The organism is Nonomuraea sp. CA-143628 (assembly GCF_050942315.1).
Lineage (GTDB): Bacteria > Actinomycetota > Actinomycetes > Streptosporangiales > Streptosporangiaceae > Nonomuraea.
The window spans coordinates 10,702,014-10,726,148 of record NZ_CP192072.1 but is presented as its reverse complement, the minus strand read 5'-3'; the positions used below and the strand labels follow the sequence as shown (position 1 = coordinate 10,726,148).

Annotated in this window: 24 protein-coding genes; 14 read left to right on the top strand and 10 right to left on the bottom strand. The window is 69.8% G+C overall.

Annotation, left to right across the window (positions count from 1 at the left end):
* Positions 1 to 133 precede the first annotated feature (133 nt).
* Complete coding sequence (locus ACQP2T_RS48655; protein ID WP_433511605.1) at positions 134 to 895, top strand: SDR family NAD(P)-dependent oxidoreductase; 762 nt, start codon at positions 134 to 136, stop codon at positions 893 to 895.
* A 288-nt stretch (positions 896 to 1,183) separates the two neighbouring features.
* Positions 1,184 to 1,900, top strand: coding sequence for an alpha/beta fold hydrolase (locus tag ACQP2T_RS48650; RefSeq protein WP_433519932.1), 717 nt, complete (start codon positions 1,184 to 1,186; stop codon positions 1,898 to 1,900).
* A gap of 48 nt (positions 1,901 to 1,948) precedes the next feature.
* On the opposite strand, the gene ACQP2T_RS48645 is transcribed toward ACQP2T_RS48650, so the two are convergent.
* From ACQP2T_RS48645 to mce, 3 genes are all read right to left on the bottom strand, one after another.
* On the bottom strand, positions 1,949 to 3,034 hold the full coding sequence (locus ACQP2T_RS48645) for an AI-2E family transporter (protein WP_433511604.1): 1,086 nt from the start codon (positions 3,032 to 3,034) through the stop codon (positions 1,949 to 1,951).
* Positions 3,035 to 3,165: 131 nt separating this feature from the next.
* On the bottom strand, positions 3,166 to 4,461 hold the full coding sequence (locus ACQP2T_RS48640; RefSeq protein ID WP_433511603.1) for a DivIVA domain-containing protein: 1,296 nt from the start codon (positions 4,459 to 4,461) through the stop codon (positions 3,166 to 3,168).
* A 166-nt stretch (positions 4,462 to 4,627) separates the two neighbouring features.
* A complete protein-coding gene (mce, locus tag ACQP2T_RS48635; protein ID WP_433511602.1) occupies positions 4,628 to 5,077 on the bottom strand; it encodes a methylmalonyl-CoA epimerase in 450 nt (149 codons plus the stop codon).
* Between the two features lie 84 nt (positions 5,078 to 5,161).
* Between mce and ACQP2T_RS48630 the strand changes: the two genes are divergently transcribed.
* On the top strand, positions 5,162 to 6,346 hold the full coding sequence (locus ACQP2T_RS48630; RefSeq protein ID WP_433511601.1) for an acetyl-CoA C-acetyltransferase: 1,185 nt from the start codon (positions 5,162 to 5,164) through the stop codon (positions 6,344 to 6,346).
* 148 nt (positions 6,347 to 6,494) lie between these two features.
* Here the strand turns inward: ACQP2T_RS48630 and ACQP2T_RS48625 are convergent, their stop codons facing one another.
* The 3 genes from ACQP2T_RS48625 to ACQP2T_RS48615 form a co-directional block, all read right to left on the bottom strand.
* Positions 6,495 to 6,647, bottom strand: a complete 153-nt coding sequence (locus ACQP2T_RS48625) for a hypothetical protein (RefSeq protein ID WP_357646632.1) — start codon at positions 6,645 to 6,647, stop codon at positions 6,495 to 6,497.
* 151 nt (positions 6,648 to 6,798) lie between these two features.
* The gene (locus ACQP2T_RS48620) at positions 6,799 to 7,470 is read right to left on the bottom strand and encodes a DUF4230 domain-containing protein (protein ID WP_433511600.1); all 672 of its coding nucleotides are present in this window, start codon (positions 7,468 to 7,470) and stop codon (positions 6,799 to 6,801) included.
* Between the two features lie 27 nt (positions 7,471 to 7,497).
* The gene (locus ACQP2T_RS48615) at positions 7,498 to 8,859 is read right to left on the bottom strand and encodes a hypothetical protein (RefSeq protein WP_433511599.1); all 1,362 of its coding nucleotides are present in this window, start codon (positions 8,857 to 8,859) and stop codon (positions 7,498 to 7,500) included.
* Positions 8,860 to 9,092: 233 nt separating this feature from the next.
* Between ACQP2T_RS48615 and ACQP2T_RS48610 the strand changes: the two genes are divergently transcribed.
* From ACQP2T_RS48610 to ACQP2T_RS48595, 4 genes are read left to right on the top strand one after another with little or no spacing between them, the layout of a single operon-like run.
* Positions 9,093 to 9,644, top strand: a complete 552-nt coding sequence (locus ACQP2T_RS48610; protein ID WP_433511598.1) for a MarR family winged helix-turn-helix transcriptional regulator — start codon at positions 9,093 to 9,095, stop codon at positions 9,642 to 9,644.
* The gene (locus tag ACQP2T_RS48605) at positions 9,628 to 10,566 is read left to right on the top strand and encodes a tetratricopeptide repeat protein (RefSeq protein WP_433511597.1); all 939 of its coding nucleotides are present in this window, start codon (positions 9,628 to 9,630) and stop codon (positions 10,564 to 10,566) included. The genes ACQP2T_RS48610 and ACQP2T_RS48605 overlap by 17 nt, the downstream gene beginning before the upstream one ends.
* A 9-nt stretch (positions 10,567 to 10,575) precedes the next feature.
* Entirely contained in the window at positions 10,576 to 11,205 is a 630-nt protein-coding gene (locus ACQP2T_RS48600) for an AAA family ATPase (protein ID WP_357942725.1), read from the top strand.
* A 56-nt stretch (positions 11,206 to 11,261) separates the two neighbouring features.
* A complete protein-coding gene (locus tag ACQP2T_RS48595) occupies positions 11,262 to 12,671 on the top strand; it encodes an NAD-dependent malic enzyme (RefSeq protein WP_357942727.1) in 1,410 nt (469 codons plus the stop codon).
* A gap of 384 nt (positions 12,672 to 13,055) precedes the next feature.
* Here ACQP2T_RS48595 and ACQP2T_RS48590 read toward each other — a convergent pair whose 3' ends face one another.
* On the bottom strand, positions 13,056 to 14,435 hold the full coding sequence (locus tag ACQP2T_RS48590) for an MFS transporter (protein ID WP_433511596.1): 1,380 nt from the start codon (positions 14,433 to 14,435) through the stop codon (positions 13,056 to 13,058).
* Between the two features lie 66 nt (positions 14,436 to 14,501).
* Between ACQP2T_RS48590 and ACQP2T_RS48585 the strand changes: the two genes are divergently transcribed.
* Positions 14,502 to 15,113 carry a TetR/AcrR family transcriptional regulator gene (locus ACQP2T_RS48585; protein ID WP_433511595.1) on the top strand — a complete coding sequence of 204 codons (612 nt, stop codon included), beginning with the start codon at positions 14,502 to 14,504 and terminating at the stop codon, positions 15,111 to 15,113.
* Between the two features lie 193 nt (positions 15,114 to 15,306).
* On the opposite strand, the gene ACQP2T_RS48580 is transcribed toward ACQP2T_RS48585, so the two are convergent.
* Complete coding sequence (locus tag ACQP2T_RS48580) at positions 15,307 to 16,089, bottom strand: NAD(P)H-binding protein (RefSeq protein WP_433511594.1); 783 nt, start codon at positions 16,087 to 16,089, stop codon at positions 15,307 to 15,309.
* Between the two features lie 88 nt (positions 16,090 to 16,177).
* On the opposite strand from ACQP2T_RS48580, the gene ACQP2T_RS48575 reads away from it, so the two are divergent.
* A complete protein-coding gene (locus ACQP2T_RS48575; protein WP_433511593.1) occupies positions 16,178 to 16,633 on the top strand; it encodes a GbsR/MarR family transcriptional regulator in 456 nt (151 codons plus the stop codon).
* Positions 16,634 to 16,826: 193 nt separating this feature from the next.
* Here ACQP2T_RS48575 and ACQP2T_RS48570 read toward each other — a convergent pair whose 3' ends face one another.
* A complete protein-coding gene (locus ACQP2T_RS48570; RefSeq protein WP_433511592.1) occupies positions 16,827 to 17,342 on the bottom strand; it encodes a hypothetical protein in 516 nt (171 codons plus the stop codon).
* Positions 17,343 to 17,472: 130 nt separating this feature from the next.
* Between ACQP2T_RS48570 and ACQP2T_RS48565 the strand changes: the two genes are divergently transcribed.
* Positions 17,473 to 18,051 (top strand): YqgE/AlgH family protein, encoded by a 579-nt coding sequence (locus tag ACQP2T_RS48565; protein WP_225290402.1) that lies wholly within the window; start codon positions 17,473 to 17,475, stop codon positions 18,049 to 18,051.
* A 236-nt stretch (positions 18,052 to 18,287) separates the two neighbouring features.
* On the opposite strand, the gene ACQP2T_RS48560 is transcribed toward ACQP2T_RS48565, so the two are convergent.
* Positions 18,288 to 18,899: a TetR family transcriptional regulator gene (locus ACQP2T_RS48560; RefSeq protein WP_433511591.1), complete on the bottom strand. Its 612-nt coding sequence runs from the start codon at positions 18,897 to 18,899 to the stop codon at positions 18,288 to 18,290.
* Between the two features lie 153 nt (positions 18,900 to 19,052).
* On the opposite strand from ACQP2T_RS48560, the gene ACQP2T_RS48555 reads away from it, so the two are divergent.
* The 4 genes from ACQP2T_RS48555 to ACQP2T_RS48540 all read left to right on the top strand — a co-directional run bounded on the left by ACQP2T_RS48555 (position 19,053) and on the right by ACQP2T_RS48540 (position 23,671).
* The gene (locus ACQP2T_RS48555; protein WP_433511590.1) at positions 19,053 to 20,663 is read left to right on the top strand and encodes an MFS transporter; all 1,611 of its coding nucleotides are present in this window, start codon (positions 19,053 to 19,055) and stop codon (positions 20,661 to 20,663) included.
* Between the two features lie 119 nt (positions 20,664 to 20,782).
* Positions 20,783 to 21,034, top strand: a complete 252-nt coding sequence (locus tag ACQP2T_RS48550; RefSeq protein ID WP_225290405.1) for a DUF3039 domain-containing protein — start codon at positions 20,783 to 20,785, stop codon at positions 21,032 to 21,034.
* Positions 21,035 to 21,111: 77 nt separating this feature from the next.
* The gene (locus ACQP2T_RS48545; protein WP_433511589.1) at positions 21,112 to 22,104 is read left to right on the top strand and encodes a zinc metalloprotease; all 993 of its coding nucleotides are present in this window, start codon (positions 21,112 to 21,114) and stop codon (positions 22,102 to 22,104) included.
* A 94-nt stretch (positions 22,105 to 22,198) separates the two neighbouring features.
* Positions 22,199 to 23,671 (top strand): MFS transporter, encoded by a 1,473-nt coding sequence (locus ACQP2T_RS48540; protein WP_433511588.1) that lies wholly within the window; start codon positions 22,199 to 22,201, stop codon positions 23,669 to 23,671.
* Positions 23,672 to 24,135: the final 464 nt, after the last annotated feature.

Genomic DNA, 24,135 nt, shown 5'->3' with positions numbered 1-24,135 from the left:
GGCACGGCTGGGGTCAGCACTCTGCTCAGCCGATGATGGACCGCCGGCGCGGGGCTCTCGTAGCCCCGCGCCGGTGGCGTTCGCGGACCCTGAGCCCTAGAATCTTGTTCGGTTCCGAGGCGAGGAGACCCCCATGGGCGCGTTCGATCTCACCGGTAAGCAGGCCCTGGTCACCGGGGCGTCGAAGGGGATCGGGCGGGCCATCGCGCTGGCCTACGCCGAGGCGGGGGCCGACGTGGCGCTCGTGTCCCGCTCGGCCGACGCTCTGGCCGAGGTCGCCAAGGAGGTCGAGGCGCTGGGCCGGCGCGCCGTCGTCCTGCCCGCCGACCTCACCGACCGCGACGCTGCCGTGGGCGCCGTGGCGGGGGCGATCGACGGGCTCGGCCACCTCGACATCGTCGTCAACAACGCCGGCGGGTCGAATTTCCTGGTCGAGTTCAAGGATCTGCGCCTGTCCGGCTGGGACAAGATCATCCGGCTCAACCTCGACTCGGCCATGGCGGTCTGTCACGCGGTGGCGCCCCACCTGCTGGGCCGGGGCACCGGCACGGTCATCAACGTGGCGTCGGTGGCGGCGCTGGGCGCGCCGTTCCTCTCCTCCTACGCGGCGGCGAAGGCGGGCGTCGTGGCGCTGACCAAGACCCTGGCCGTGGAATGGGCGCGGGCCGGGGTACGGGTCAACGCCCTGTGCCCGGGGTGGACGGCCACGGGCCTGAACCGGAACCTGTGGGAAGACGCCGCGGCGAACGAGGCGACGGTGTCCAATGTCCCGATGCGCCGTTGGGGGACGGTGGAGGAAATGGCCCATCCAGCGGTTTTCCTGGCTAGTCCGGCTTCTAGCTATATGACGGGCCAGGTGCTGTTCATCGATGGGGGCGCCACGGCCATCGGATAGGGCAGGGATGGTCAAGAACGCGCACGTCACGGCGCTCAGCCGGGGAACCGGAGGAGCGTTTCCCTGGACGGTGCCTGGCCGCGTATGGCGGGTGGGGCCGGCCACTGCCGGCCGTAAAAAAGACTGGTGTTACAGAAAGCGGTCAGCACAGCGGCGAATATCGGCATAAGACGTGCAGTGATTGTCGGGGCGAAGAGGTCTACCGTATCGTCCGTGCAGCTTTACACGAGATCAGCCGGTACGGGACTCCCGGTCGTACTGCTTCACGCCTTTCCGCTCTCGTCGGCCATGTGGCTGGCACAGCGCGAAGGATTGGCCAGGTCATGTCGTGTGATCACGCCTGACCTGCGCGGCTTCGGGGGGTCGCGCCTGGGGGAGGAAGAGCCGTCGGTCGAGGTCATGGCCGACGACGTCGCCAGGTTGCTCGACGCGGAGGGGATCGACCGCGCGGTCATCGGTGGCCTGTCCATGGGCGGCTACGTGACGATGGCGTTCTGCCGTCGCCATCCCGACCGGGTGCTGGGCGTGATCCTCGCCGACACCAAGGCGAGCCCGGATCCCGAGCCCGCCCGCGCGAACAGGGAGCGCATCGCCCAGGCGGTCCTGGCCGACGGCAGCGCGGTGCTGGTGTCCGAGGTGCTGCCCGCGCTGATCGGGCCCACCACCAAGGAGCGCCGTGCCATGGTGTTCGGCCGGGTCAAGGGGCTCGTGCAGTCGGCTCCGCCCGGCGCGGTGGCGTGGGCGCAGCGGGCCATGGCCGGGCGGCCCGACTCCTTCGACACGCTGGCCGCGCTCAAGGTGCCGCTGCTGGTCGTGGTGGGGGAGGAGGACGAGCTGGCGACCGTGGCCGACGCGGAGGCGATGGCGCGGGCCGTACCCGACGGGCGGCTGGAGATCATCCCGAAGGCCGGGCATCTGTCGGCGGTCGAGCAGCCGGAGGCGTTCAACGCGGCCGTGGCGAAGTTCCTCGACACCGAACTCGGCGGCGCCACCCGACCTCGCTGACGGCCCGCACCGCGTCCGTCGGCCCGTAGGTAGCGGGCCGACGGGCGGTCAGGCGCGGGCTTGGCGGGGGAGGACGAACTCGCGGATGATCAGCGCGATGGCGGCCGCGACCGGGATGGCCACCAGCGCGCCCACGATGCCGAGCAGCGCGCCGCCGAACAGCGCGGCGATCACCGTGACCGCCGGCGCCACGTCCACGGAGCGCTTCATGACGCGCGGGTAGATCAGGTAGTTCTCGACCTGCTGGTAGATCACGAAGAACACCGCGCACGCGATCCCCACGGGCAGCGACTGGAGCAGCCCGACCCCCGTCACCAGCACCGCTCCGATGGTGGCGCCGACGAGCGGGATCAGGTCCGTGAGCGCGACCACCAGCGCCAGCGCCAGCGCGTACTTCACGCCCACGATCGACAGGAAGATCCAGGTCAGCAGGCCCGCGATGACCGAGATGAGGACGTTGCCCGCGACATAGCCGCCGATGCCGTCGAGAATCTGCTCGGTGATCTCACCGGTCCGCTCCCGCCGGGAGGCCGGGACCAGCTTGAGCATGTACGACTTGATGGTGTGCAGGGAGCCGAGGAAGTACAGCATGAGCACCAGCAGCGTCACCGTGGTGAACACCCCGTCCAGCACCACCAGCCCAGCCCCCACGACCCCGCTGGCCAGCGAGGGCCCCAGCTCGCTGGTGACGAACGTGGCCAGCTTCGGCAGGATCTGGTAGTCCGCGTCGAGCTGCCGGAGCGTCGGATGGTTGCTGAGCTCGGTCACGTAGCCGGGCACGGCCGCGATGAACTCGGCCAGCTGCTTGCTCACCGGCGGCACCACGGCCAGCCCGAACAGCGCGAACGCCACGATCACCCCGGCGAACACGATCGAGATCGCCCACCGCCTGGCCAGCCCGCGCCGTTGCAACGCCTCCACGGCCGGGTTCAGTCCGACCGCCAGGAACATCGCCACCACGATCAGGACGATCACGCTCAACGAGCTGACGACCATCTGCGCGATCGCGATCGCGGTCAGCACGCCCAGCCCGCCGATCAGCCCGAACGTGAACGGCCCCCGCGACAGCGGCAGCGCGTACGACGGGGGCTTGGCGACGTCCGCCACGGCAGGGGATTCGGCTTCTGCTGACACGGGGGTCTCCTGGGAATTGCGACAAACCACGACACATGCCGTTCGGAATAACAAAGAGAGCCTAGCGACCCCAAGGTCACCAGGCTCTCTTCAGCCGTCAGCCCACCCCCGTGTAGTCGGTCGTGTGACGGTTACTCCTGCCACCACTCCGCGTCGTCCTCGCCCTTGGACTCCGCCTTGGCGGGGGCCGGTGCGGGCTGGGCGGGCTTTTCGCTGGCCGGTGCCGCTGCCGCGATCGCCGGCTTCGGCGGAGCCGCCGTGACGGCGGGCTCGGGCTCCATGCCCGGCAGAGCGGCGCCACCGAGCAGCTGACGCAGCTGCGCCAGGTGGCTGGTGATGCTGTCGCGCTGGCGGGTGAGCTCGTCGACCTGGCGCTGCATCGCGGTGCGCGTGCGCTCGGCGTCGTTCTTGGCCTCGGTGACGATGGTGTCGGCGCTGGACTTGGCCTCGGCGACGATCGTCTCGGAGCTCTTGCGGGCGTTGGCGACCAGCTGCTTGGCGTGCAGGTCGGCCTCGCGCCTGGTCTGGTCGGCCTGCTGGGTGGCCTTCGTGGCCCTCGACTCGGCCGTGGCCGCGCGCTGCTCGGCCTCGGCGACCAGCTTCTGCGTGTTGGCCTGCGCGGTGGCGTGGCGCTCGGCCTCCTGGCGCTCGGCCTCCTCACGCCGCGACGCGAGCTGGATCTCGAACTCCGCCTCGTCCTGCGCCCGCTTGGCCTCGGACTCCTCCAGCACCCGCTGCGCCTGCGCCCGCATCTCGTCGGCCTGCCGCTTCGCGGTGGTCAGCACCTCGTCGCGCTCACGCTTGGTCGAGGCCCGCAGCTGCGCCACTTCGCGCTCGGTCGTCGTGCGCAGCTTGGCGATCTCGCGCTCGGCGTCGGCGCGCTTCTCCGCCACCTCGTGGTCGGCGGTGGCCCGCAGCTTGGCGACCTCGCGCTCGGTGGTGTTGGTCAGCTCGTCGGCCAGGCGGCGAGCGGTCGAGCGGGTCTCCTCCGCGTCGCGCTCGGCGCTGGTGCGCATCTCGTCGCTCTCACGCGTCGCCTGCGCCCGCTTGTCGGCGGCCTCGGCCTCGGCGGCGGCGCGCACGTCGGCGGCCTCGACCTTGGCGGCGGCCTTGATCTCGTTGGCCTCGGACCGCGCGGCCTGGACGAGCTCGGTGGCCTGCTCTTCGGCCAGGCGCAGCAGCTGCTCGATGCGGGCGCCGAGACCGGAGTAGGTCGGGCGCTCCTGCTCCTGCAACTGGCGCTGGGAGTCGGATAGATCGCGCTGCAGGGACGTCACCTGCTCGCGGGACTGGCGAAGCTCGCCGTCGAGCTGCTTCAGATGATCGTGGACCTGGTGGCGGTCATAACCACGCAGCACGACGTCGAACTCGCGTGCTGGGGCATCCTCGAAGAAATTGTTGAGCTGGGCGTCGATGTCGGACTGCATGGAGGCTCGATCCTGGGTTGTCGAGACGGCTACACGGGCCGGACGGGGGGTTCGGGACAGCCGAGCCAGGAGCCTGTGCCTCGCGGCAGGCGCCTTGTCCGGTGGAAAGCCAGCGTACTCCGCCAGTGCCGCCTGAGAAGCCCCGTCCGACTATCTGCGTGACTAGTTACATACGAGCAGTTTTAGGGTTTGCTGGGGACTCGGTGGCCTGTACGAGCTCAGTGAGCATTCCTCCCACGTCCTTGGGGTGCACAAACGCGATCTCCGACCCCATCGAGCCGTGTCGCGGACGCTCATCGAGCAGCCGCACACCCTTGCCCGCCAACCGATCCATCGCCTCGGCCACGTCCGGCACGCCGAACGCCACGTGATGCACCCCCTCGCCCCGTCTCGCCAGGAACTTTCCCACCGGCGTGTCGGGGGACAACGGCTCCAGCAACTGAATGTAGGAGCTCCCGCCCTCGCCGTCGGCGATGTGGAGCATGGCCTCCCGGACCCCCTGCTCCTCATTCACCTCGCGCGCGACGACGGTCAGCTCGAACGTGTCCGAGAATAGCGCGATCTTGGCTTCAAGGTCATGACAGGCGATACCGATGTGGTCGATCCGCATGAACATGTGTGGCCTGCCTCCATAGCGAGCGTGCACCTACTCGTGGGTATGGTGTCAAAGAACCCCTCACGTGCACAGGAGGCCGTCGCCATGTCTGGGTCCGTCATCGTAGCCGGAGCTCGTACGCCGATCGGCAGACTGCTGGGCGCCCTGTCCGGGCTGCCCGCCGTGGAGCTCGGGGGCATCGCCATCAAGGCGGCCCTGGAGCGCGCCGGCGTGTCGCCGGAAGACGTCGAATATGTGATCATGGGCCAGGTGCTCCAGGCGGGCGCCGGGCAGATCCCCTCCCGCCAGGCCGCGGTCAAGGCGGGCATCCCCATGACCGTCCCGTCGATCACCATCAACAAGGTCTGCCTGTCGGGGCTCGACGCCATCGCCCTGGCCGACCAGCTCATCCGCGCGGGCGAGTTCGACATCGTGGTGGCGGGCGGCATGGAGTCGATGACGAACGCGCCGCATCTGCTGCCGGGCATGCGCAAGGGCGTCAAGTACGGCGGTGCCGAAGTGCTCGACTCGATGGCGCACGACGGGCTGTTCTGCGCGTTCGACCAGTGCGCGATGGGCGAGTCCACCGAGCGCTACAACGCCCGGCTGGGCATCGGTCGCGAGGAGCAGGACGCGGTGTCGGCCCGCTCGCACCAGCTGGCCGCCGCGGCCACCAAGAACGGCGTCTTCGAGGACGAGATCGTGCCCGTGGAGCTCCCGCAGCGGCGCGGCGAGCCGGTGGTCGTCAAGGAGGACGAGGGCATCCGCGGCGACACCACCGTGGACACGCTGGCCGGGCTGCGGCCGGCGTTCGCCGCCGACGGCACGATCACCGCCGGCTCGGCCTCGCAGATCTCCGACGGCGCCTGCGCCGTGGTCGTGATGTCCAAGGCCAAGGCCGAGGAGCTGGGGCTGCCCTGGCTGGCGGAGATCGGCAGGCACGGCAACGTGGCGGGGCCCGACACCTCGCTGCAGTCGCAGCCGGCCAACGCCATCAAGCAGGCCCTGGCCAAGCAGGGCCTGAGCGTCGGCGACCTCGACCTGGTGGAGATCAACGAGGCGTTCGCCAGCGTGGTGCTCCAGTCGGCGAAGGAGCTGGGCGTGCCCCTCGACCGGGTCAACGTCAACGGCGGCGGCATCGCGCTCGGCCACCCGATCGGCGCCTCGGGCGCCCGTATCGTGCTCACGCTGGCCCACGAGCTCAGGCGCCGGGGCGGCGGCCTGGGCGCGGCCGGGCTGTGCGGCGGCGGCGGCCAGGGCGACGCGCTCATCATCCGCGTACCCGCGTAGAGGCCAGGTCTCCGCATAGAGCTGGTCTTCGCATAGACAGACCTCCGCACAGACGGAAGGGGTGAGAGCTCGGCTCTCACCCCTTCGGCCTACGGAGGTAGGTAGGCCCGGCCGCGAGGGAGGTTGCGGCCGGGCTTCTTGGCGGTGGTCATGAGGAGAGGAACTTGGCGAACACCGAGCGGTGACGACGCTCGGCCTTCTGTCCCTTCAGCGCCTCGCGTACCCGGCGGTGCTCGGCCGCGGCCTCGCGCAGCTCGTCCGCGTGGTTCTTCATGACGACGTATTCGAGTTCGGCGTTCATCCGATGCTCCCGTGTTTCTTTCGGTCCTCTTCCCTGGCACTTTCCAGGTTGCTCCTAAGGCCCCTGGCGCCACATCGGGCGGATGCCCTATCTGTGGTCGTAGGCCGACATGAGGAGATACCTAGGGCGCCGGTCGGAGGACCTAAGGCACTTAGGGCTGGTCGGCGAACTTCACCGTCACCTTGGCGAACCCGAGCGACTTGAGCATCCCTTCGAGCATGGCCTTGGTGTTGGTGTCGGCGCGGGCCCGCAGGTCACTGGCCGCGGCGGCTTCAGAGATCTTGGTCTCGGCCAGGACGTACAGCTCCCGTTGGTCGTTCGGAGACGACGACAGGAAGCCCTGTACGCGGTCCAGCAGCCCGCGCTGCTGCGCGAAGACGTAGGAACGCCGGTTGTCGAGGTTCGGCTTCTCCAACTGCGCGCGGGGCAGGCGGATCGTGGCCTCCTTGCGGTCCTTCGAAACCGTCACCCCGTTGGCCGCCATGCCGGAGAAGTCGACATAGGCGTCCACGTTGCCCGCCCCCACGAACAGCGTCCGGCTGCCCTTGATGGCGTCGGGCAGGAAGCGGGCGTCCTTCTCCAGGTCGACCACGACCTGGAAGTTGCCGGTCGCCGCCTCGAACCGGCTCAGGTCCTTGATGGACTGCAGGAGCACCGGCTGGCTGCGGTCGATGGTCTGCTCGCCGAACGGGTTGAGCCAGGACCAGGCCAGGCGGCCGCCGACCACGAGCAGAACCACCACGACCAGGAACCCGGCCAGATATCGCCACCGGCGGCGCCGCTGCGGGGTGACCGCGGGGGGCGCCGTTTGGGAAGTCGTCATGCCGGTTGACTACCCGACGATCGATCATCATTGCCAGCTTTTAGGTGACATCTCCGATCCCCAGTCGGTAGAGCGCTCTTCGTCGCTGGGATTCGGATAGACCGGATAGACCTGTGGCGAGCCCGTCGAGGCCGCCACCGGAGCCGCCGCGGCACCCGCCGGCCCGCCGCCGAAGTGCGTACTCGACAGTTTGCACGCCTGGAAGTCGCTGAAGAACATGCGCAGCCACTCGCGCCGCTGGTGCTCGCTCAGCCCGGAGAACCAGGCCGCCGCGTACTGGTGCTCCGGCAGCGGCCCACCCGGCAGCGGCTCGCCGCGCAGCCAGGCCACCACGATCTCGCGGTAGCCGCCGGCGGGCGTGTCGGGGCACTTGGCGGCCAGCGACTCGACGTACTCGTACACAGCCTCGTCGGCGAAGCCCGCCGACAGGTCGGGCACGTGGATCTGCGCGAGCCCCGCGGACGGCTGCAGCGGCTCTTCCAGCGGCCGTTGCTCGACCCGGGTGAACCCGGCGGGCGTGCCCGCCAGCCGCGACGCGATCTTGGTGAAGGCCGCGCCCAGCTCGGTCAGGCCCGCGCGCATGCCCGGATGCAGGCAGACCGTGATCGGCCAGTCCTGGCAGCTGTAGGCGATCCCCTGGGCGGCGGCGGGCTTGGTCGCGCCCAGCAGCCGGGCCACCCCCGTGCCCGCGGCGAGCACGGCCAGCAGGGCGCAGGCCAGCACCAGGGCCTGCCTGGTCACCACCGCCGCCCAGCCGAGCAGCAGCGCCGCCGTGATGCCCAGCAGCCAGACCGTCTGGTCGAGGAAGGCCGTGCCGCCGAGCCCCTGGAACAGGTCGTACGGCTCGCCCGTGCCGGGCGCCAGCTTGTCGGCCCAGCCCCGGCCGCCGGCCAGCCAGGTGAACAGGCCATAGCAGGCCAATCCGGCCAGCGGCGGCGTCCAGGCCCTGGGCAGCAACCAGCCGGTGATCCACCCGATCACCGAGTAGAGGGCCAGCCCGGCCATGCCCACGCCGAGCCCGGCCAGGCTCAGCCGCCCCGACTGCTCGGTGAGCACCGTCTTGATGGCCAGCACCAGCACGGTCGCGCTGAACGAGCCCAGCACCACCACGACGATCGCCAGCGGGGCCTTCAGCGCCCGCCAGGTCGTCAGTGAGCGGCCGCGCAGCGCCCTGCGCTTGCGCATCGCCACCCACGCGGCGAAGGCGGCGGCCACGGGCCCGGTCAGCCGGAGCGAACCGATGACCGCGGCCACGATATTTTCCCACGCGTCTACACCAGGAATCAGGACGCTCCACGCCGCGATCAAGCCGAGCGCAAGGAGCACGGCAACCGTGACGGCCGCGCTCTGCTTCAACTCCTCACGTGTAACGCCCGCGTGCTCACGCACCCGTTTTTCCATTGAAGATCACCAAGCACCCCCCGTGCCCCGTGTCGGCGCGGCGGAAGCGATTCAGTTCGGGCCGGTCCCCACGGCGAGTGAACTTGGCTTCCGCGTCACCATTCGATGCGAGAACCATAACGGAGCGTGATGATTGACGTCCGGATTCTTGGTCAAGCCGTGAGTCCGATCGCTCTCCGTAACCATACTAATCAGGACGAGCGGCGCGCTACGGTAGCGCTGTGTCGCAGCCCAAGCCGCTCAACCTGCCGTTCGATCCCATCGACCGCGCCGCGGAGACCTGGCGCGCTCACTTCGGGGCCTCCTCCGCCATGGCCGCCGTCACCTCGATCATGAGAGCCCACCAGATCCTGCTGTCGCAACTCGACTCGCTCCTCAAGCCGTACGAGCTGACCTTCGCCAGGTACGAGGCCCTGGTGCTGCTGACCTTCAGCAGGGCCGGGGCCCTTCCGCTGTGGAAGATCGGCGAGCGGCTCATGGTGCATCCGACGAGTGTGACCAACACCATCGACCGGCTGGAGAAGTCGGGATTCGTCTGCCGGATGCCCAATCCGCAGGACGGCCGAGGGGTGCTCGCCGAGATCACCGACGCCGGACGTGACGTCGTGCAGCGGGCCACGGCCGATCTGATGGCTGCGGACTTCGGTCTCACCATGTACGGCGAGGACGAGCTGCGGCAGCTCTTTGACCGGTTGCGCACGCTGAGGGTGGCGGCGGGTGACTTCTCCGCCGCGTCCATGCGGCAAGATGAGGAGCATGGCGGACTTCTCTAGGCCTGGGTCGCTCTACGGAGCCGTGGATCTGGGCGCGCGTAAGCAGGCACTCGAGGCACAGTCCCGGCGGGAGGCCGGGGGTCCCCAGGCGGCCGCGTCGGGCTCGATCATCGACGTGACCGAGGAGACGTTCACCACCGAGGTCATCGACCGCTCGATGAGCGTGCCGGTCGTCCTCGACCTGTGGTCGCCACGTGCTCCCGGCAGTGCCCAGCTCAGTCCGGTGCTGGAGAAAGTGGTCGGCGAGATGGGCGGCCGGGCGATCCTGGCCAAGGTCAACGTCGACGGCAGCCCGCAGATCGCGCAGGCGCTGCGGGTGCAGGCGGTGCCGACCGTGCTGGCCATCTTCCAGGGGCAGGCCGTCACCGGCTTCCAGCAGGTGCTGCCCGAGCAGGAGGTGCGCCGCTGGCTCGACGAGCTGATGGGCGCCGTCGAGCAGTTCTACCAGGCCAACCCCGACGCCCGCCCGGCCGAGGTGGGGGAGCGGCAGGACGAGCCCGCCGGCCCGCCCGCCGACCCCGACGTGCTGGCCGCCGAGGAGGCCGTCGACAAGGGCGACCTCGACGCCGCCGAGGCGGCCTACCAGCGGCTGCTGGCCCGTTCGCCGGCCAACGAGGACGCGAAGATGGGGCTGGCGGGGGTCGGCCTGATCAAGCGGACCGCCGACGTCGACCCGGCCGACGTGCAGCGTCGCCTGCAGGACCCGGCCGACATCGACGCCCAGCTGCTCGCCGCCGACCTGGAGATGCTGTCGGGCGCGATCGACGAGGCGTTCGACCGGATCATCGGCGTGGTCAAGCGCACCTCGGGCGACGATCGGGACAAGGCCCGGCGTCACCTGCTCGGCCTGTTCGACGCGCTACCCGCCGAAGACCCTTCTTTGGCCAAGGCACGTAGAGCTTTGTCCAGCGCGTTGTTCTAACCTGGACATATGCGGGTCGTCACGATCTCGGCGACATATGGCACGGCCGGTAGCCACATAGGTCCGGCCGTGGCCGAACGCCTGGGCGTGCCCTTCGTCGACCGGGCCATCCCCAGCGCCGTCGCCGAGGAGCTCGGCTGCACGCTGGAGGAGGCGCTGGCTCACGACGACCGGGCCGAACACGGCCTCGGCAGGCTGCTCTCCGGTGCGATGCGGCTGCCGACGGTCACCTTCGGCGGCGTCGACATGTACGTCCCCGGCGCGATGCCGATCGCGCAGGAGGAGTTCGTCCGCCGTACCGAACGCCTGCTCGTGGACACCGCGCGGGACCGGGGCGGTGTCTTCCTGGGCAGGGCGGGGGCACTCGTGCTGGCCGACCATCCCGGCGCGCTGCACGTCAGGCTCGACGCTCCGCTCAAACGCCGGGTGCGGCAGACCGCCACGCTGGGCGAGCTCAGCGAGCGTGAGGCGCGCAAGATCGTCGAGGACAACGACCGCGCGCGCACGGCGTACGTACGCCACTTCTATCGGGCGGATCCGTCGGATTCGTCCCTATATCACCTGGTTATTGATAGTACGAGCATTCCTGTAGCGACCTGCGTAGATCTGATCGCGACGGCGGCCGAGGCACTCGACTGACCGAACCCGCCCTACCATGGGATAACTTCTTGGTCAGTCCCAAAGGAGCAATTGACGTGGCGACCGTCCCTAGTGTCTCGTACTCGATCACCGTGCGGCTTGAGGTGCCCGCAGGCGGCAAGGCCGTCAGCCAGCTCACCCACGCCGTGGAGTCGGCGGGTGGTGTGGTCACCGCGCTCGACGTCACCAACGCGGGTCACGAGAAGCTGCGCATCGACGTCACCTGCGCGGCCAGGGACACCGACCACGCGCAGGAGATCGTCGACCAGCTCGAATCCGTCGACGGCGTGGTCATCCACAAGGTCTCCGACCGCACCTTCCTCATGCACCTCGGCGGCAAGATCGAGATGGTGTCGAAGGTCCCGCTGCGCAACCGCGACGAGCTGTCCATGGCCTACACCCCCGGTGTGGCGCGCGTGTCGATGGCCATCGCGCGCAACAAGGAGGACGCGCGGCGCCTGACCATCAAGCGCAACACGGTCGCCGTCGTCACCGACGGCTCCGCCGTGCTCGGCCTGGGCAACATCGGCCCCGAGGCGGCGCTGCCGGTCATGGAGGGCAAGGCGGCCCTGTTCAAACGCTTCGCGGGCATCGACGCCTGGCCGATCTGCCTCGACACGCAGGACGTCGACGAGATCGTCCGCACGGTCCAGGTCATCGCGCCGGGCTTCGGCGGCATCAACCTCGAGGACATCGGCGCGCCGCGCTGCTTCGAGGTCGAGCGGCGGCTGCGCGAACTGCTCGACATCCCGGTCTTCCACGACGACCAGCACGGCACCGCCATCTGCGTGCTGGCCGCGCTCACCAACGCGCTGCGCGTGGTGGGCAAGCCCATCGAGGGCGTCAAGATCGCCATGGCGGGCGCGGGCGCGGCGGGCAACGCGGTGCTGCGCCTGCTCCTCGCGGCGGGCGCGCGCAACGTCATCGTCTGCGACTACCTCGGCGCCGTGCACAAGGGCCGCGACGACCTCGACGAGTCGCTCCACTGGATCGCCGACCACACCAACGCCGAAGGCTACTCGGGCGACCTGCGCGGGGCGGTCAAGGGCGCCGACGTGTTCATCGGGGTGTCCGCGCCGGGCATCCTGACCGGCGACGACATCGCCACGATGGCCGACGGCGCGGTGGTGTTCGCCCTGGCCAACCCGGAGCCCGAGGTGTCGCCCGACGACGCCCGCGAGCACGCGGCCGTGGTGGCGACCGGCCGCTCCGACTATCCCAACCAGATCAACAACGTGCTGGCGTTCCCGGGCGTGTTCCGCGGCCTGCTCGACGCCCAGGCGACCGAGGTGAGCCAGGAGATGCTGCTGGCGGCGGCGCACGCGCTGGCGGCCGTGGTGTCTCCGGAGGAGCTCGGGCCCAACTACATCGTGCCGAGCGTGTTCCACCCGGACGTGGCGACGGCCGTGGCCGCCGCCGTCCGCGACTCGGCGGGGGGTAGGGCGAGGGGTTTCACAGAAGCCTGATTTTTCTTTTACGGCACAGCCGCACCCACCGCCACCCGCCGACCGGGGTTGAGGGCCTCCAGGAAGACGGCCGCTGACCGGTGCGTGGCCGGGCGCCGTTACGGCGTCTTCTGGGCCGGTGGCGGCACCTGCTGGGCCGGTGGCGACTCTTCCTGGGCTGGTGCCGACTCTTCCTGGGCCGGTGGCCACACTGACGGGGCTGGTACCGACTCTTCTTCTCGGCCGGTGGTGGCTCTTTCGTGACCGCAGGGATGACGCGGTGGTTCGCCCGGAGGGCGAGACTGGGCGTCGGCCGTGGCTATCGCTCGCAGCGGCGGTAACCGATCCCTGGCGCCCGCCTCGTCGAAGACGTTCAGCGGCCGGCCGGCTGTGCGGCGGGGGCGGTCATGAAAGGTCGTCCCTTCTGATCGCGCTGTGGGCGGCCATCGCCAGGACCAGGGCCGCGTTGATCAGGACCGCGGTCGTCACTCCTTGCAGGATCGTGCCCATGGCGGCCGTCGCTGTCGCGCTCATGATCGGGATGCCCATCGTGATGCCGATCTGCTGTGTCATAGTGGCCAGGCCCGTCGCCAGGCCCTGTTCGGAGGCGGGCAGGCCCGAGGTGGCGGTCACCATGAAGGCGACGATCGCCAGCATGTTGCCGACGCCGCCGACGAAGGTGGCCACCAGGAGCAGCCAGATCCAGCCTGCCTCCGGGCCGAGCAGGGCCAACGCCGCCGTCGCCGCGGCCTGCACCGCGAAGCCGGTCGCCAGTGTCCTGCGGTTGCCGAGGCGGGACAGCACGCGCGGGGCCGCGAGACCGCCGAGAACCGTGCCGAGCCCGAGCACTCCGAACGCCAGCCCCGTGGCCAGGGGCGAGTAGCCGAGGACCTTCTGCAGGTAGAGGGTCATGAGGAAGACCAGTGAGGTCTCCGTGGCGAACGCGACCAATCCCGCTAGGTTTCCCCACTTCACGCCGGCCCTGGCCAGGATCGTCACCGGCACCAGCGGTGCCTGCGCCCGCCGTTCGACGAACCAGAACGCGACCAGCAGCCCCGCCCCCGCCAGCAGTCCGCCGATCCCGGCCGGGTCGGCGAAGCCGTGTTCGCCCGCGCGGGTGAGCCCGTACACCAGGGCCAGCAGGCCCGTGGTCACCGTCACCGCGCCCGGCAGGTCCATCTTGGGCCGGTCCGCGAGGCGGCTCTCGGCGGGCAGGGCCGGGGCGGCGGCCAGGACGGCGAGCGCGACCGGGACGTTCACGAAGAACGCCCACCGCCAGCTCAGCAGATCCGTCAGCAGCCCGCCCAGGATCGCGCCGGAGGTGAAACCGGCCGACATCAGCGCCCCGTTCAGCCCCAGCGCCCGCGCCCGCAGCGGCCCCTCGGGGAACGAGGTGGTCAGCAGCGCCAGAGCGGCCGGGGTGACGGCGGCGGTGGCCAGCCCCTGGGCCACCCTGGCGACCAGGAGCATGCCGTGCGAGCCGGCCAGCCCGCCCGCCAGCGAGGAGAGCCCGAGCAGCGCCATCCCGCCCAGGAACAACCGGCGCCGCCCGAACAGGTCCGCGATCCGGCCGAACAGCAACGTGAACCCGGCCGCCGCGAGCGCGAACGCGGTCGCCACCCATTGCAGGTCGGCCAGCTCGAACCCGAGTCCGGCGCCGATCACCGGCAGGGCGACGTTCAGGATGGAGAAGTCGACGGCGAGCATGAACTGGGAGCCGAGCAACAGCACCAGGACCAGTCGCTGCCGCCCCGTCATCCGGACGGCTTGCATGGCCACGGACATGTCATCCCCCTAATGGGTCTCTAGTTCCGTTAAGATGAGATGACGCTAGCACGCTAAGGAGCCTTAATGGAACAGGATTCCCGTTTGGCTGGAACGGTGCGCCCCGGTGGCCGCACGGCCCGGGTCCGGGCGGCGGTTCTGGAAGCGACCCAGGATGAGCTGGTGCTCCACGGATTCCACGGCCTCAGCATGGACGCGGTGGCCGCCCGGGCGGGCGTGGGGAAGACCACGGTCTACCGTCGCTGGGCAGGTGCGGCGGGCTTGGTGGCCGACCTCATGACGGAGCTGGCCGACCAGTCCGCCGCGCACGCGGACACCGGCACGATCGAGGAGGACCTGCGGGCCAACGCCCTGAGCGTCCTGGCCGCCATCACGGATGAACGTCTGGGCGCCACGCTGCAGGCCGTCATCGCGGCGGCCACCTGCGACAAGGAGGCGGCGGCCGCCCTGAGCACCTTCTACGAGCGCCGGATCACGGAGTGGGGCAAATCAATCGACCTGGCGATCGGGCGCGGCGAGCTCCCGGAGGGCACCGACGGCCACGAGGTCATCCGGGCGATCTCGGCCCCCCTCTACTACCGCCTGCTGGTCAGCAAGGAGCCGGTGGACAAGGCGACGGCCGAGCGGTCGGCGACGCGCGCTCTGGTGGCGGCCCGCAACGGGGCCTTCATCGGGTGACGGCCCTGCCGGTCGCGTTGCCGGTCGCGTTGCCGGACGGGATCAGGCGCGAGATCAGGGCGTGCGGGATGAGGCCGTGCGCGACTTGGCCGTACCAGCCCGTTGAGGTCGGGTGCAGGGCGGTGGTGAGGAGGTTGCGGGCTCCCGGCGCGATGGCCCAGCCGCAGGAGGGGAGGCGCGTGGGAGCGGCGGCTCAGGCGGATGTCTCGCGTACGGTGAACTCCCTGGGCGGGCGCCCGAGGATCCGCTGGACCCCGTCGTGGAGCCGCGCGTACTCGCCGCGGCGGATGGCCTCGAAGGTCTCCAGGGACCAGTTCATGGCCGCCTCCGAGACGCCGGCGGCCCGGGTCCGCTCCGTCCATCGCTCGACCGGCTCGTCCACGTACACCACCGTACGCCCCGTCTCGCGCGAGACGATCGCGAGGAGCTCGGGGTACGACAGGGCGCGCGGCCCCGCCAGCGGGTAGATCCGGCCCGCGTGCCCTTCGCCGGTGAGCACGGCCACCGCGGCCTCGGCGATGTCGGCGACGGCGATGGGCGCGGTGTACGGCTCCGGCCCCAGCGGCACCCGCAGCTCCCCTTTGTTGCCCACGGTCGCGAAGTTCTGCTGGAAGGCGCCCGGCCGCAGGATCGTCCATTCCATCCCGGCCTCCAGCACGGCCGTCTCGCGCGAGGCCATCGGCGCGCTCCCGTACCCGGCGCTCAGCCCGGACAGCAGCACGACCCGCCGCACTCCGGCCGCCCGCGCGAGCGCCAGGAACGAGGCCACCTGCTCCGCCGAGAACGTGGGGTCCTCGGGCGTCACCAGGTAGATCACGGAAACGTCCACGACGACGGAGCCCCACGTACGCGCGTCGTCCCAGTCGAAACGCGCGGACGACGACCGGGAGGCGGCGCGTAACGGCACGCCGCGATCCCGCAGACCGGCGACGACGCGCCGCCCGGTCCTGCCGGTGGCGCCCAGAACCAGGATCATGCGACCAGTAAACACCGGCTTGTCATTGCCCGTTGTTTCAGTTTAGTCTGAAATGACTGGCAACGAAGCTGAACGTTAGGATGACCGCATGAGTACGCAGGACGGCCCCGACCGCGAGCAGGTGCTCGAATGGGTCGAGCGGGTGGCCGGGTTCGTCTCCGCGGAATGGGGCCTCGCCCCGATCACCGGCCGCGTCCTGGGCTGGCTCATGGCGTGCGACCCGCCGGCGCAGACCGCGGGCGAGATCGCCGACGCCATCGGCGCGAGCCGCGCGTCGCTCACGACGAACATGCAGCTCCTGACGTCCATCAAACTCATCCGCAGGTTCCGCAGGCCAGGGGAGCGGACCGTCTACTACCAGATCGAGGACGACGCCTGGTCCAAGGTCATCCGGCAGAAGCTCGCCGCGTTCACCGCGTTCGACGAGGTGGCCGCGGAAGGGCTGCGGCTCGGCTGGACCGACGAGGCGCAGACCAGGCGCATCGAGTCGGCCAGGACCGCCATCGCCGACCTCGCCAAGGTGCTCGACCAGGCCTCCCGCTGAAACCCTGAGCGGACGCGGCGGCGAGGTGCACGGCTTCCTCGGCCGAACGGCGCGAGAAAGTCCACGAACATCCGAATCCTCCTCGGCCTCATCAGGGCCACCTCCGGCACGGTACGGCTGCTCGGCGGCGACCTGGGCTGAACTGCTTGATGTCCGATTTCCACCAGGTCGTACGGGCTTGGGTCGTGCGGGATCAGAAGGACCCGCGTGGCCAGATGGCGCTGTACCACCAGAAGACCGCGCCGGTGAGGAGCAGTCCACCCGCCGTGGCCAGTTTGGCGAGCAGGTCGGTCGGCGGGCCGGTGCGGGGGAGGTGGCGGCTCGTATGGAGGAGATGGCGGCTCTGGCGTCGGGAGCAGGTGTTGCGTACCCGCGTCGAGTCGATCAGCGTGTCGGGCTGGCCGGCGGTGACCGAGAACGCCTCGATCTCCATGCTGTGCCCCCGGCCGACGTGAACCTTCCGGGTCACCGACTTACGGGCGGGGATGGACCCGGTGGCGACACTGGCCGAGTCGGCCTTGAGATCGAAGCGGGCCAGCTGGCGGGTCTGGTTGCGCAACGTGACCAGCGTCTGCCCGTTGCCGCAGGCGGGCCGCGCGGCGGACATCGTGAACGGGTCGCCGGCGTCGGACGTCGCCCCTGCCCACACCGCGGCGGGGAGGACCAGCCACATGCCGAGCGGCAGGAGGGCGAGCGTGCGACGGTTCACGATGCCCATTAGCTCCTCCCGAGCCCGCAGGATAGCGATCTTTGGTACCTATAGTGCCCGTATGGCTACAGAAAGTAACATCCAGGTGGTGGGGGAGCGAGATGTGGGGTTGACCCTTCATGATGGAGGTATGGCGGAAGCGATCTACGTCGGCGGTTTACTGGTGGCGACGCCGCTTCTCGACGACCCCAACTTCCGTCGTAGCGTCGTGCTGATCCTCGAACACGACCTCGACGGCGGCACTCTCGGCGTAGTGCTGAACAGGCCGAGCGACATCTCGGTGACGCAGGTGCTGCCGGTGTGGGACCCGCTGGTGACCGGGCCACCTGTGCTGTTCGAGGGCGGTCCGGTGCAGACCGACAGCGCGCTGGCGCTGGCCGCGGTGCCGAGCGGCGAGGAGCCGCTGGGCTGGCGCAGGCTGCACGCGGGCACGCCCGCCGTCTCCCGCCTGGGCACCGTCGACCTGGACGCGCCGCCCGAGATCCTGCAGGGCGAGATCGCGCAGATGCGAATCTTCGCCGGTTACGCCGGCTGGACGTCCGGGCAACTGGCGAGCGAGATCGCCGAAGGGGCTTGGTACGTCGTCGACTCGGAAGTAGGCGACACCTTCCACACCGACCCCGGCTCCCTGTGGCGCAACGTCCTGCGGCGCCAGCCGGGCGAACTGGCCTTCGTGGCGACTTGCCCGGACGACCCGACGCTGAACTAGCGGAGTCCGCGAACGCTCGCCGGTGTCCGTCCCTCCTCCTCGAAGGGGCGCATCCCCCTGGTGGCCTGTGCCGCGCCGGACTGTCAGCTTCCTCGCCCCCGGCGGGGTATCTCGCCGACGGAGCCCCGGAGGGGGTATCTCTCCGAGAGGCCCCAGCCACGGCGGACCGTCACGGGGATTGAGGTGGTCGTGTGACGACGCCCTTGGGGTGCCGAGCCGGGCGACCCGGCGCCGAGCTAGACGTCCCAGCCGGGGCGGAAGGCGTTCTGGGCGAGTTCGAGGGTCTCCTCCATGCGGTCCACGATGATCCGCATGTCCGGCACGTCCGGCTGCGGGCAGTCGAACCCGACCCGGAGCGTCGACATCGCGAACGCGACGATAAGGTGCGTACGCTGATCGGTCGTAACGTCGACGCCCCTGCGGGCGGCGATCTCGACGGCCAGGCGCCGCTCCGTCTCCGCGCCTCTGGCGACGGACAGGCCCACCAGGCGCGGATTCTCCTCAAGAAGCCGCCGCAACTTCAGGAATCTCGCCGTGTCCTCGGGTGTTGAGTCCTCCATGTCGCGCGCGACCGCGCGCACCGCGTGGATCATCGAGGTGAACGGGGGCTCATCGGCCGGGCGGGTCCGCAAGGTCTCCTGCATGATCTCCTCGCCCTGGTCGTGGTACCACAGCACGAGATGGTCCTTGCTGGTGAAGTAGCGGAAGAACGTCCGCGGGGAGATCTCGACCGACCCCGCTATCTGATCCACGGTGGTCGAGTCGTACCCTTGTTCGAGGAACAGGTCGAGCGCGGCGTCGAGGATCGCCAGGCGCGTCTTCTCCTTCTTGCGTTCCCTTAGACCCACTTGCGTCACTCCCTAGAAACCTTCCTGTCATAGTGTGCCATAAGTCATAGTCCGACAAATGAAACTCGTTTGTCATCTGTCATGGACTGCCATAGATTACCTGAGGCTTAAGTGACTTATGCCCCGTTATGGGGCGGCATTGAGGGGGACTTCATGGCTCACGCGAGGACGGTCGACGCGCCGTCGTCGCCCGGCCCCAGGGAGACGGGGACCGGGGGCGGCAACCCATGGCTGGTGCTTCTGGCTGTCTGCCTGGGCGTCATCATGGTGATGCTCGACGGCACCGTGGTCGGCATCGCCAACCCGTCCATCCAGCACGATCTGGGCGCGTCGTTGTCCGATCTGCAGTGGGTGACCAGCGGTTACCTGCTGGCGCTGGCGGTGTTCCTGATCACGGCGGGCAAGCTCGGGGACTTGTTCGGACACAAGCGGGTCTTCCTGATCGGCGTCGCGGGGTTCGCGCTCTCCTCGGTCGGCATCGGCCTCAGCCAGCAGCTGTCGGACATCGTTCCGGGCCTGTCGCCGGTCGGCGCGCTGATCGCTCTGCGGGTGCTGCAGGGCCTGTTCGGCGCCCTGCTTCAGCCCGCCGCCCTTGCTCTGCTGCGTGGTGCCTTCCCGGGTGAGAAGCTGAACCAGGCCATGGGCGCCTGGGGCGCCATCATCGGCCTGTCCAGCGCGGCCGGCCCGATCGTGGGTGGCGTCCTGGTCGAGAACGTCAGCTGGCAGTCCGTCTTCTTCATCAACGCGCCGGTCGGGATCATCGCCCTGATCATGGGCATCTTCCTCATCAAGGAGAACCGCATCCCGTCGCTGGCCAGGATCGACTGGCTCGGCGTGGTGCTGCTGTCGGGCGCGATGTTCGCGCTCGTCTGGACGATCATCAAGGCCCCCGAGTGGGGCTGGGGCGACAGCACGACGCTCGCCTTCATCGCCGGGTTCGTGGTGCTCATCGCCGCCTTCATCTTCTGGCAGAGCAGGGCCAAGCAGCCGCTGGTCCCGTTGTCGCTGTTCAAGAACCCGTCCATCTCCATCGGCACCGTGTTGATGATGATGGTGGCGTTCGCCATGTTCGGCGCGATGTTCTTCCTCGGCTTCTTCTTCCAGGGCGTTCACGGTCTGAGCCCGCTGGACGCGGGCCTGCGCATGCTGCCGATGAGCGCCGGCATGATCGTGGCCTCGCCGCTGGCCGGCATGATGATCGGCAGGGTCGGTCCGAAGATCACGATGGCCACCGGCCTGCTGATCACCGCGGCCGCGATGTTCCTCATGTCGCAGCTGAGCATCGACGCCTCGTTCGTCCAGAGCGCCATCCCGTTCGTACTACTGGCGTTCGGCCTCTCGCCGGTCTTCGTCGGCGCCACCGAGATCATCGTGGGCAACGCCCCGATTCAGCTCAGCGGTGTCGCGGGCGGTCTGCAGCAGTCGGCCATGCAGGTCGGCGGCGCGCTCGGCACCGCGATCCTGGGCGCCGTCATGGCCTCCGAGATCGCCGGCAAGCTGCCCGGGTACCTCGGCCCCGCGGCCAAGGGGATCCCGCCGGAGCAGCTGTCGCTGCTGGAGAAGGCCGCCGCGTTCGGCGGGCTCCCGGCCGGCACCCCGCAGCAGCTCCAGCAGTTGGTGGGCGGGGCCGTGCACAACGCGTTCATGGACGGCATGCACCTGGCCTTCCTGGTCAGCACCTGCATCGCGGTCCTCACCGCGGTTCTGGCGCTGTTCGTCAAGAGCGGCCGCAAGACCGAGGGCGCGCCGGTGCACATGGGCTGACCCTTCTTTTCCTCTGTACGGCCCTCGCCTGGTGGCGGGGGCCGTACGCGTGTCCAAGGGGTGGGCTGAACGATCTCGACCGGGAAGACACGCTCGGAGGCGGGCATAGACTCGGTGGCGTGAGCACGAAGATCCTCCCTGAGCAGGAGACCACCCCGCGGACGTCGCATGGCGACGGCGATCATGAGCGGTTCGCGCACTACGCGGACAAGCACAAGATCACCGAGAGCATGGTAACCGGCACGCCGATCCGGGCCCTGTGCGGCAAGGTCTGGGTGCCCAGCCGCGACCCCAAGAAATATCCGGTGTGCCCCGAGTGCAAGGAGATCTACGAGGGGCTGCCGTCGGGCGGCGACGACAACAACGAGTGAGTGTTGATCACGTGTGATCACCCACGGTAGAGCTACGGTCTGCATACGGACCTACTCATACCGTAACGGGGGATTGCATGGCCCGGCGCGCGACCGCCGTCTCGTTGGCATGCCTGCTCGCGGCCGGGCTCACACCGCCGCTCCGTCCCGCCTCGGGGGCCCCGGCCGCACCTGACTGCGCCGCCGCGGACTCGCCGCGCGAGGTGGGTCTGCGCGCTGCCCACGATGGCGCCGTGGCCCGCGACGGTGGGTCCAGTGGGGCGCGGAGGCCGGTCTCGGGGCTGGGGGACGACCCGCGGTCATTGGGGCCGCGGCAGCCCCGGCCACGGGACGTCGACCAGGTGCTGACCGAGCTCGCCCAGCGGCTCGCCGGGGTGACGGTCCCGGACGAGGTGATCGTTCCTACCTGGGTGCACGTACTCACCGACGGCGTCAGGCGGGCCTCCAACGCGGACGTCAGGGCGCAGATCGACGCGCTCAACTCCGCCTACAGCGGCGCGCTGGGCGGCGCCGCCACCGGGGTGCGTTTCCGCCTCGACGGCATCTCGGTCAAGGAGGACGCCTCCTGGTTCATCGACCCGATCGGCAACGAGCGCGCCATGAAGTCCGCCCTGCGCCGGGGCGGCCCCGAGACCCTGAACCTCTACATCGGTCAGCTGGGCGACCTCGTCCTCGGCTTCTCCACCTACCCCTACTGGTACAAGGACAGTCCCACCCTCGACGGCGTCGTCATCGACTGGCGCAGCCTGCCCGGCGGCGCGCTGGTCAACTACAACCGCGGCTACACCGGCGTACACGAGATCGGCCACTGGCTCGGCCTCTTCCACACCTTCGAGAACGGCTGCGCGTACCCGGGCGACGGCATCGCCGACACCCCACCCGAGGCCAGGCCCACGGAAGGTTGCCCCGACTCCAAGGAGACCTGCGCGGAGCGGGGTCTGGACCCCATCCACAACTACATGGACTACGCGCATGACCGGTGCATGTGGGAGTTCACGGCGGAGCAGGCGAAACGCATGCACCAGATGTGGGCCGTCTACCGGGGCCGGGGCTCGCTGTCCGCCCTCTGACGGGGCGCCGCGCTGACATGTGCGCTGCGTTGACGTGCCCCGTCGCGCTGACTGGTGCGTCGTCCTGAAATAGCGGCACAACTAGGATGTTTGGGTGACAGCACCGAAGGCACTCGACACTCCGTACGATCAACCTCGCATCTTCGGTTCGGCCTATCGGACGGCCACCATCGGCATCCTGCTGGTGATCACGCTGATCGCCTTCGAGGGCATGTCGGTGGGCGTGGTCATGCCGGTCATCTCCCAGCAACTCGACGCGCTCGACCTCTACGGCCTGAGCTTCTCGGCCTTCCTCATCGCCAGCCTGTTCGCGAACGTGGTGTCCGGGCTCTGGTCGGATCGGCGGGGGTACACGATCCCGTTCCTGGTCGGGGTGGTGCTGTTCGTGGTCGGGATGGGGCTGGCGGGGGCGGCGTCGACCAAGGTGCTGTTCCTGGCCGCGCGGGCCGTGCAGGGGCTGGGCGCCGGATGCACGATCGTCGCCGTGTACGTGATGATCGCCCGGGTCTATCCGGCTGACGTGCGGCCCAAGGTGTTCGCGGGGCTGTCGGCGGCGTGGGTGGTGCCCGCCATGGTCGGGCCGGCCGTGGCCGGGTTCGTGGCGGACACGTTGGGGTGGCGGTGGGTGTTCTTCGGGATCATCCCGCTCGTGGTGCCTGCCCTGGTCATGCTGGTCCCCGCACTGAACAAGCCCGCCCACGAGCCGGACGCGTCCCAGGCCTCCGGGGACGCGGGCTCGGCCGACTTGCCCGACTCGTCCGGCTCATCCGGCTCGTCTGGCGCGGGTGGTGGGTCGGTGGAAGGGGCGCGTTCCAGGCCGTTGGCGATGACCGTGGCCGCCACCGCCTCAGCTGGTGGGGCGGGCGTGTTGCTGTACGGCGTGGACAAGCTTCATGTCTCGCCGGTGCCGAGCGCCGTCGCGGTCCTGGTCGGGCTGGTCTGCCTCGGGTACGGCCTGGCCAAGCTGCTGCCGCCGGGCGCCCTGCGCTTCAGCCGGGGGCTGCCGACCACGATCATGATGCGCGGCCTGTTCTCGGCGGCCTTCTTCGGCGTGAACTCCTTCATCCCTCTTGCCCTCCAGCAGGTCAAGTCGTTCGGCCCCACGGCGGCGGGCATCGCGCTCACGACCGGGGCCCTCGGCTGGTCGACCGGGTCCTACCTGCAGAGCAGGCGCTCGGTCGAGCCGCACAGGCGGATCCGGACGGGAGCCGCCTGCGTCATGACGGGGGTACTGCTCGGGCTGCTGTCGGTCCTGCCCGGGGTCACCGGCTGGGTCGCGGTGCCGGCGTGGATCGTGGCGGGATTCGGGATGGGCATAGGAATGACCACGGTCAGCGTCACGGCGCTCAAGCAGTCGCCGGTCAACGAGCAGGGGGCCAACTCCGCCGCGCTCTCGGTGACGGACATGCTGGGGTCCGCGCTGGCGGTGGGGCTCGGCGGCGCGTTGATCAACGTCATCGGGCACAGCCCGGGGATGATCGCGCGGGGCTTCGTGGTCATCTGCTGTCTGATGTCGGCCATATCGCTCGGCGCGACCCTTCTCGCCTCTCGCACTCGTTCCGACTGACCCGGTTCAAGGGTGATTCTTGTCCCTCCTGTCACAGCGATCACGGAACGCCGGACCCGCGCGGGCAGGAGTGATAGGACAGCGGGCAGGAGGTGTCATGGAGGACGATCGCCGCGTTTGGCCGCCGAGCTCGGGAGCCAGGCACCGCCGCACACCTCCCGCGTCTCCGCCCGACGACCCCGAGCCCCAGCGGTCGTCTGACTCCGGGCCCCAAAGCTCATCTGACCCCGAGCCCCAGCGGTCATCCGGCACAGCGTCTCAGCGGTCGTCCGATACGGCGCCCCTACGGCCGCCTGCCCCCGCGACTCAGCAGTCGTCGGACACGGCGCCCCTGCGGTCGCCTGCCCCCGCGACTCAGCGGTCGTCGGACACGGCGCCTCAGCGGTCATCCGGCACGGAGGCCAAGCGGTCATCCGGCACGGCGTCTCAACGGCGCGAGGAGGCGCCGAGCCCGGGGCGCAGGG

Coding starts and splice junctions, on each gene's coding strand:
- mce (WP_433511602.1), bottom strand. CDS start 5,077: ATGTTCATGCGGATCGACCACATCGGTATCGCCTGTCATGACCTTGAA.
- ACQP2T_RS48565 (WP_225290402.1), top strand. CDS start 17,473: ATGGCGGAAGCGATCTACGTCGGCGGTTTACTGGTGGCGACGCCGCTT.
- ACQP2T_RS48605 (WP_433511597.1), top strand. CDS start 9,628: ATGGCGGACTTCTCTAGGCCTGGGTCGCTCTACGGAGCCGTGGATCTG.
- ACQP2T_RS48580 (WP_433511594.1), bottom strand. CDS start 16,089: ATGATCCTGGTTCTGGGCGCCACCGGCAGGACCGGGCGGCGCGTCGTC.
- ACQP2T_RS48620 (WP_433511600.1), bottom strand. CDS start 7,470: ATGACGACTTCCCAAACGGCGCCCCCCGCGGTCACCCCGCAGCGGCGC.
- ACQP2T_RS48630 (WP_433511601.1), top strand. CDS start 5,162: ATGTCTGGGTCCGTCATCGTAGCCGGAGCTCGTACGCCGATCGGCAGA.
- ACQP2T_RS48590 (WP_433511596.1), bottom strand. CDS start 14,435: ATGTCCGTGGCCATGCAAGCCGTCCGGATGACGGGGCGGCAGCGACTG.
- ACQP2T_RS48650 (WP_433519932.1), top strand. CDS start 1,184: ATGTGGCTGGCACAGCGCGAAGGATTGGCCAGGTCATGTCGTGTGATC.
- ACQP2T_RS48640 (WP_433511603.1), bottom strand. CDS start 4,461: ATGCAGTCCGACATCGACGCCCAGCTCAACAATTTCTTCGAGGATGCC.
- ACQP2T_RS48555 (WP_433511590.1), top strand. CDS start 19,053: ATGGCTCACGCGAGGACGGTCGACGCGCCGTCGTCGCCCGGCCCCAGG.
- ACQP2T_RS48575 (WP_433511593.1), top strand. CDS start 16,178: ATGAGTACGCAGGACGGCCCCGACCGCGAGCAGGTGCTCGAATGGGTC.
- ACQP2T_RS48545 (WP_433511589.1), top strand. CDS start 21,112: ATGGCCCGGCGCGCGACCGCCGTCTCGTTGGCATGCCTGCTCGCGGCC.
- ACQP2T_RS48655 (WP_433511605.1), top strand. CDS start 134: ATGGGCGCGTTCGATCTCACCGGTAAGCAGGCCCTGGTCACCGGGGCG.
- ACQP2T_RS48625 (WP_357646632.1), bottom strand. CDS start 6,647: ATGAACGCCGAACTCGAATACGTCGTCATGAAGAACCACGCGGACGAG.
- ACQP2T_RS48585 (WP_433511595.1), top strand. CDS start 14,502: ATGGAACAGGATTCCCGTTTGGCTGGAACGGTGCGCCCCGGTGGCCGC.
- ACQP2T_RS48600 (WP_357942725.1), top strand. CDS start 10,576: ATGCGGGTCGTCACGATCTCGGCGACATATGGCACGGCCGGTAGCCAC.